This window comes from Micromonospora sp. AMSO12t, from assembly GCF_008806585.1.
GTDB classification, from domain to species: domain Bacteria; phylum Actinomycetota; class Actinomycetes; order Mycobacteriales; family Micromonosporaceae; genus Micromonospora; species Micromonospora reichwaldensis.
Genome location: NZ_WAAS01000029.1, coordinates 36,101 through 43,542, shown reverse-complemented (window position 1 = coordinate 43,542; position 7,442 = coordinate 36,101). Strand labels below are relative to the sequence as shown.

The following is a 7,442-nucleotide window of genomic DNA, read 5'->3' as shown; positions in this document are numbered from 1 at the left end:
ACCGACGCACCCGCGAAGCCCTCGTCGACGGCCTCGGCCTCGAACCCGGCCGCAGCCTCCAAGAACTCCAACAACGCATCCTCGAACACGACGCCAAAATCCAAATCCCCGCACTCACCCACTAACCACGGCCGTGACCGCCTGCCGGCACCGCGCCGACGGCCCAGGACACGATCAGGCGCAGTGGCCCCTGACGGTCGGCGAGACCGTCGGGAGCCACTGCGCCTGATGCGGTCCGCACCGCTGCCCGGCCCGCGACGCGCGGGCCGGGCGGCGTGGTGTCCGCCTACCGGTGGTTCAGCAGCACCGGCAGCGACGCCACGTCGTTCGCCATGAACGAGCGCAGCGGCTGGATCTCATCCGGTGCCACGGCCAGCGCGAGGTGCGGGAAGCGGGCGAACAGCGCCGGCACCGCCACGACCGCCTCCAGGCGCGCCAGGCGGGCCCCGGGGCAGAAGTGCGGACCCGCCCCGAACGCGAGGTGGTCCTTGTTCTCCCGGTCGATGTCGAACACGTCCGGGTTCTCGTGGACGGCCGGGTCGCGGCCGTGCGCCAGGTAGCTGATGAGGATGGCGTCGCCCGCCCGGATGACGACCCCCTCGCCGAGGTCGATGTCCTCCTTCGCCCAGCGCATCGGCAGTGCCGCCACCGGGCAGTGCGCCCGCAGCGCCTCCTCGATGGCGTCCGGCCAGCGGGCCGGGTCGGCCAGCAGGGTCGCCAGCTGGTCCGGGTTGGCGAGCAGCTCGCGGACCGTGTGGTCGATCAGCGTCACCGTCGTCTGGCTGCCGCCGCCGATGAGCAGCAGCAGCATGTCGACCAGCTCCTGCTCGCTGAGCGGCTCCTCGCCCTCCACCCGGGCCGCCATCAGGAAGCTCGTCAGGTCGTCGGACGGCTCGCGGCGCTTGAGGTCGATCAGCGTACGCATGGCGACGTTCATGTCGACGTAGACCGCGGCCGACTCCTCCTCCGGCACGTTGTCGGTGTTCAGCACCACGCGCAGGATCCGCAGCACCTCGGGCCGCAGGTCGTCCGGCACCCCGAACAGGTCGCAGATCACCCTGGTCGGCAACTGCTGGGAGTAGATGGTGTGCAGGTCGACCGGCTCGTCCGCCGGGTGCGTCGCCAGGTCGTCGAGCAGCCGCCGGGCGACGAGCTCCACGTGCGGGCGCATCGCGTCGATCCGCTTCGGGGTCAGCGCCGGCGCCACGAGCTGCCGCAGGCGCTGGTGCTCGCGGCCCTCCGCCGTGGACATGGACTCGACGTCCACCCACGGCGACAGCCACTTGATCTCGCCGGGGGTGTAGCTGGGCACGTTCTTCTTGACGTTGCGGGAGACCCCGGGGTGGGTCAGCAGGCGCCGGACCACGTCGCCGCGGGTGATCGACCAGGCCAACATGCCTTCCGGCAGCTCGACGGCCACTGCGGGGCCGGCCGCACGGAACTCGTCGATCTGCGCGTACAGGCACTTGCCGCCGCGACTGTCGATCTGGGTGGTGGGGGCAGCGCTGAAGTCGACCATAGTGCGCCTCCTACGATGATGAGGGAACGCAGAGAAAGGTAACTGTCGATCGGGAACTGTCGGGTAACCGCTTTCTCGCACCCGCCACGAATTCGCCTGGACAAAGGCGCAGATCATTGCGTCGTGCCGGCCTACCAACCTATCGTCCTACCACGACACGTGTCAGGGAGCGGCGATCCCGCCCTACTCACCGAATTCTGCGGCAACCCCATTTGTTAACGCGTGTGCGGAGGCACAAACATGGACAGGATTCGCCGGGTCGGCGTCGTCGGGTGCGGGGTCATGGGCGCCGGGATCGCCGAGACGTGCGCGAGGGCCGGCTTGGACGTGCTCGTCGCGGTGTCGCGGCCGGCTTCCCTCGTACCGGGCCGGGCGCGGCTGACCGCGTCGCTGGACCGCGCGGTGGGCCGGGGCAAGCTCAGCGAGGCGGATCGGGACGCGACGCTGGGTCGGGTGTCCTTCACCGCCGACCTCACGGACTTCGCCGACCGGCAGCTGGTGGTCGAGGCCGCCTCGGAGCAGGAGTCGATCAAGCTCGACGTGTTCGCCACCCTCGACAAGGTCGTCGAGGACGAGGACGCGATCCTCGGCTCGAACACGTCCTCACTGCCCATCGTGAAGCTCGGCGGCGTCACCGCCCGGCCCGAGCAGGTGGTGGGCATCCACTTCTTCAACCCCGCGCCGGTGCTCCCCCTCGTGGAGGTCGTCGGCTCGGTGCGTACGGACCCGCGGACCGTCGAGACCGTCGACGCGTTCGTCACCGAGGTGCTCGGCAAGCAGGTCGTCCGCGCCAAGGACCGCGCGGGCTTCGTGGTGAACGCGCTGCTGATCCCGTACCTGCTCTCCGCCGTGCGGATGGTGGAGTCCGGGATGGCGTCGGTGGCCGACATCGACAAGGCGATGACGCTCGGCTGCGCGCACCCGATGGGTCCGCTGCGCCTCGTCGACCTGATCGGGCTCGACATCGTGGCCGCGATCAGCGAGTCGCTGTACCGGGAGTTCCGGGAGCCGCACTACTCGCCGCCGCCGCTGCTCGCCCGCATGGTGGCCGGCGGCATGCTCGGCAAGAAGTGCGGCCGGGGCTTCTACGAGTACGGGCGATGAGCGCGTACGCCGCCGCAACGTCCCCCGCGGAGGTGGGCTGAACCATGGACCTCGTCGACCGTCTGCACCGCGTCGTCGCCGACGCGAAGTACCTGTCCCTGTCCACCGTCTCCCCCGACCGCCGGCCGTGGACGGCGGTGCTCCAGTACGCGTGGCTGCCCGACCCGCTGCGCTTCCTGTTCGGCTCCGCCACCCAGTCCCGGCACAGCAGGCACGTGGCGGCCCGCCCGACGGTGAGCGGGGCCCTCTTCGTCACCGGCGACGGCGGGCTCACCGAGGTCGACGGCGCCCAGTTCACCGGCACCTGCCGGGAGCTGACCGCCGACGAGGTACGCGCACACCACGCGACGTTCTACGACGCCCTGCTGCCGGACGACGCGAGCAGGGCGGAGTACACCCTGCCCGTGTCGGCGCTGCTGCCGCCGGCGGAGCACCGGATCTACCAGATCTCGGTGGACCGCGTGTGGCTCGTCGACACCAGCACCTGGATCGAGGACCGGATCGACCGCCGGATCGAGGTGGACCTGCCCTGAGCGGGGCGGGTCCACCCCGGTCCCGGGGTCACTCGGCCATCGTCGCCCAGAACACCGCCTCGTAGGCGTGCACCATCCGCGCCGCGCGCAGGGCCTCCACCGGGTCGTCGCCCGCCGCGAGGCCGGTCGACACCACCCCGGCCGCCTGCTCCAGCACCTCGTCCGGCGTCTCCGCGAAGTAGCGGAAGTGCGCGACCGCCTCGTCGGAGAACCCGTAGCGCGCCTGGAGGGCATCGGCCATCCGGGCGTAGAAGCCGCCCGACTCCTCGACGTTGACCAGCAGGGCCAGCGGGATCGCCGACCGCGGCCCGAACACGGCGGTCCGGACGATGAAGGAGGGGTACGCCTGGGCCAGCGGTCGCGGCTCGTGCGCCCGCAGCTCCTTCTCCCCCAGGCCCACCGCGGCGGCGAAGGCCGGCAGCAGGCCCAGCGCCTCCTCCTCGGCGCCCGCCATGGCCAGGAACAGCGGCTCGGGGAAGCGGGCCGCCAGGAACGCGAAGCTGCTCCGGTCGCTGGACACCAGGTGGTGCAGCTCGCCGGCCAGGGCGCGCAGCCGGTCGGCCGACACCTCACCGCGCTCCAGCAGCTCCAGGAACCGGTTGGGCGCCAGCTCCAGCGACCGCCGGCCCTGTGCCACCAGCTCTGCCACGTGCTCGTCCACTAGTCACCTCCGAATCGTGCGGTGCAGGTTCGGGCCGCTCGCCGGTCCCGGTACGGGCTCGGCGATCCACGGCCCCTCGATGGACGCGTCGAGCACGCCCTCTTCCAACCAGGTGAAGCTGCCGCCCAGCACCCGCCGGGCGACCGCGACGTCGTCGCCGTCGGTGTCGTCCCGCAGCCGCCGGCGCAGCTCCGCCACCCGCTGGCGGGACTGGCGGCAGAACGCGTCGGCCAGCTCGACCGCCGTGTCGCCGAGCGCCCTGGCGTACACGCAGGCGGCGGTCATCGCGTACAGCTCGGCGGCGATGTCCACGACGCGCCCGAGGAACAGCTGCCGCTCGGCGACCGCCTCGCCCCACCGCTCCCGGCCGTCGGCGAGGTGCCGGGCCATCTCGGCGCTCGTCGCGTCGGCGAACGACAGGTGCCCGGCCAGGTCGCCGAAGCCGGGCGGCGGCGTGAACGGCGTGGACCCCTCGGCCGGGCCCTCCTCGTCCGCCAGCGCGTCGGTCCCGACGAAGACGCGCAGCGCCTCGCTGGAGCCGTCGAAGATCCGGCCGATGCGCAGGTCCCGGAACAGCTGCTCGACGGGGACGCCGCGCTCACCGCGCGCGGCGGCCGACTCGGCGGTCTCGTACCCGCGGCCGCCCCGGATCTGCATCAGCTCGTCGACGATCCGCCACGCCTGCTCCGACGCGAACAGCTTCGCGAGCTCGGCCTCGGTGTGCGTGTCCAGCACGCCGGCGTCGGCGTGCCGGCCGGACACCTCGACCATGGCCTCCAGCGCGAAGGCGGTCGCCGCGATGTAGGCGATCTTGCTCGCCACCGCCTCGTGCTCGCCGATCGGCCGGTCCCACTGCACGCGTACGCCGGACCACTCGCGGGCGATCTTCAGGCTCCACTTGGCGGCGGCGGCGCAGACGGCGGGCATCGACAGCCGGCCGGTGTCCTGCGCGGCGAGCGCCACCTGGAGCCCCTGCCCCTCCGGCCCGATCCGGCGGCTCGCGGGCACCACGACCCGGTGCAGCCGGACGACCCCGTTCTCCAGGCCGCGCAGCCCCAGGAAGGAGCTGCGGTGCTCCACCGTGACCCCCGGCGCGTCGGCCTCCACCACGAACGCGGACATGCCTCCCGGGCCGCTCTCCGTGGGCGGGACCAGGGCCATCACCACGATCAGGTGGGCGATGGTGCCGTTGGTCGTCCACAGCTTCACCCCGTCGAGGCGGTAACCGCCGTCGTCGGTGGGGGTGGCGGTGGTCCGCATCCGGAAGGGGTCGTTGCCGATGTCGGGCTCGGTGAGGGCGAAGGCGGAGATCTCGCGTACGCACCTCGGCAGCAGCTCACGCTTCTGCGCGTCGGTGCCGAACAGCCGCAGCGGCTGGATGAGGCCGATCGCCTGGTGCGCGCCGAGCAGCTCACCGAGCGAGGAGTGCGCCGTGCTGACGATCATCAGCGCCCGGTGGTAGCAGACCCCCGACAGGCCGAGCCCGCCGTACTCCCTGGGGAGCTTGATGGCGAACGCGCCGAGGTCGCGCAGGCCGTCGACCACCTCGTCGGGGATCCGGTCCTCGCGCTCGATGAGCCGGCCGTCCACCTTGTCGGTGCAGAACGCGCGCAGCCGCGCGAGGAACGCCTCGGCGTCGGCGTCGAGCCCGGCGTCGGGCAGCGGGTCGAGCAGGTCGACCCGCAGCCTGCCGCGCAGGAGTTCGCTGCCGAAACTCGGTCTGGTCATCGTTGCCTCCCCGTTGCGCGGGTGGGTCTGGATCGGGACACGGGCCGGGCCACGTTCGACTCGCGTGAGCGGGTGCGCCCGTGGCCCGGTCCTCGACGTGGGTCAGCGCGCCGGCACGGCCTTGATCAGCGAGAGCGGGCCCGCGGCGCCGTGGCCGCAGGACTCGACGGTGAAGCCGGTCTCGGCGAGCAGGGACCGGAACTCGCTCTCGGTCCGCTCCCGGCCGCCGGCGGTCACCAGCATGTTGATGTCCGTGTAGAACATCACCGGGTTGTCGGTGTTCGCGGTGTCCGGCAGCACGGATCCGACGATCAGCAGCGTGGCGTCGGCGGGGATGTGGGCACGCACCGTGGCCAGCAGCTTCCGGGCGTTCTCGTCGTCCCAGTCCTGGAAGACGCTCTTGATGATGTACAGGTCGCCGCCCTCGGGGACCGACGAGAAGAAGTCGCCCGCCACGATCTCGCACCGGTCGGCGACACCGGCGGTGGCGAGCACGCCGGCGGCCTCGGCCACGCCCGCGGCGCTGTCGAAGCACACCCCCCGCAGGTGGGCGTGGGTGCCGAGGATCGCGGCGAGCAGCGTCCCGTCGCCGCCGCCGACATCCACGACGGTACGGACGCCGGAGTAGTCGTACCCGTCGGCGACGAGCTGGGCGGACGCCCTCGACTCCTGCCCCATCGCCACGTTGAACAGCGCGGACAGCTCGGGGTTCTCGGCGAGGTGCACGTAGGCGTTCTTGCCGTGCACGTGGTCGAAGGCGCACTCACCGGTCTCGATGGTGTGCCGCACCTGCTGCCAGGACGCGAACAGCGTGGGGTTGGTGAAGAACCGGGTGAACGCCCACAGCGTGTTCGGCGAGTCGGTGCGCAGCTGCTCGCCCACCTCGGTCAGCCGGAACTCGCCCGGCGCCGGCTCGACCAGCACGCCGATGGCCACGAGGGTCCGCAGCAGCCGGTGCAGCGACGGCGCGTGGGTGCCCGTCGCCTCGGCGAGCTGCGCGCTCGTGACCCGGCCGTCGTGGATGTGGTCGGCGAGCTTCAGCTCGGCGGCGAGCGCGAGCGACTGCGAGGCCATGTAGCCGCCGATGATCTCGATCAGGGCGGCACGGTTGCGGATCTTGGAGGCCAGGGTGGCCGGAACGGTGCTGGTCATGAGGCATGCCTTTCCGCGAGGGGGTGTCGAACCCACACGTTGGGCTCGACGTAGACGGCGTGGTCGTGGTCGACGTTCACCGCGACCGGGGTCAGGGCACCCGGCACGACGACCGGTCCGCTGGTGTCGAAGGGCAACCCGGTCCAGTCGCGCCACTGCGCGAGGCTGCCGGAGATCGTCATGGAGGCCGGGCAGACCTGGAGCACCTGCCCGCCCGCCCGGACGTGCACGCGCAGCCACGGGTCGGCCGGCAGCCCGTCGTCGCGGGTCCGGGCCGCGTACCCCGGCATCGGCTCGTGCGGCTCGGCGTGCTTGCCGCTGGGCCGGACCGGCCCGACGACGTCGCGGTAGCCGTGCCGGCGGGCGTTGTCCTTGACCGCCGCCAGGACGCGCCCCGACATGTTCCGGGCCTGCATGCCGGGCACCACGGCGATCTCCAGCGCGCACAGCGCGGTGAGGTCGCGGCCGGCGGAGGTGTCGAGCATGCTCATCCCCAGCACCGCGTCCCAACCGGTGTCGGGCAGGCTCGCCGGGTCACCGTCCCAGGCGAACGGCACGCCGGCCGCGCGGGCCACCACCTTGTCGTCGGATTCGACGACGACGAGCTGGTGCTCCGGGTACCGGTCGAAGGCCCAGCCGATCACCATCGGCTCGGGCGGGATGTACTCGGGCCACGAGGCCTCCATGTGGAGCATCGCGTCCCGCAGGTCCGGTCGCTCGGCGAGCGTCAACACGCGCACGGGGT

At 72.2% G+C, this 7,442-nt stretch carries 7 protein-coding genes; 2 read left to right on the top strand and 5 right to left on the bottom strand.

The features are described 5' to 3' along the window. Window positions 1-286 precede the first annotated feature (286 nt). Entirely contained in the window at window positions 287-1,519 is a 1,233-nt protein-coding gene (locus F6X68_RS07235) for a cytochrome P450 (RefSeq protein ID WP_151453516.1), read from the bottom strand. A gap of 240 nt (window positions 1,520-1,759) precedes the next feature. Here F6X68_RS07235 and F6X68_RS07230 point away from each other — a divergent pair, with 240 nt between their 5' ends. Next, complete coding sequence (locus F6X68_RS07230) at window positions 1,760-2,623, top strand: 3-hydroxybutyryl-CoA dehydrogenase (protein WP_151453515.1); 864 nt, start codon at window positions 1,760-1,762, stop codon at window positions 2,621-2,623. Window positions 2,624-2,667: 44 nt separating this feature from the next. Then, window positions 2,668-3,156, top strand: coding sequence for a pyridoxamine 5'-phosphate oxidase family protein (locus F6X68_RS07225; protein WP_151453514.1), 489 nt, complete (start codon window positions 2,668-2,670; stop codon window positions 3,154-3,156). Window positions 3,157-3,184: 28 nt separating this feature from the next. Here F6X68_RS07225 and F6X68_RS07220 read toward each other — a convergent pair whose 3' ends face one another. The 4 genes from F6X68_RS07220 to F6X68_RS07205 form a co-directional block, all read right to left on the bottom strand. After that, window positions 3,185-3,817 (bottom strand): hypothetical protein, encoded by a 633-nt coding sequence (locus F6X68_RS07220; RefSeq protein ID WP_151453513.1) that lies wholly within the window; start codon window positions 3,815-3,817, stop codon window positions 3,185-3,187. A 3-nt stretch (window positions 3,818-3,820) separates the two neighbouring features. Beyond that, on the bottom strand, window positions 3,821-5,545 hold the full coding sequence (locus F6X68_RS07215; RefSeq protein WP_151453512.1) for an acyl-CoA dehydrogenase family protein: 1,725 nt from the start codon (window positions 5,543-5,545) through the stop codon (window positions 3,821-3,823). Window positions 5,546-5,647: 102 nt separating this feature from the next. Continuing rightward, entirely contained in the window at window positions 5,648-6,697 is a 1,050-nt protein-coding gene (locus tag F6X68_RS07210; protein ID WP_151453511.1) for a methyltransferase, read from the bottom strand. Beyond that, window positions 6,694-7,437, bottom strand: a complete 744-nt coding sequence (locus F6X68_RS07205; RefSeq protein WP_225852040.1) for an N-acetyltransferase — start codon at window positions 7,435-7,437, stop codon at window positions 6,694-6,696. Before F6X68_RS07205 ends, F6X68_RS07210 begins: the two co-directional genes overlap by 4 nt. Between the last annotated feature and the right edge of the window lie 5 nt (window positions 7,438-7,442).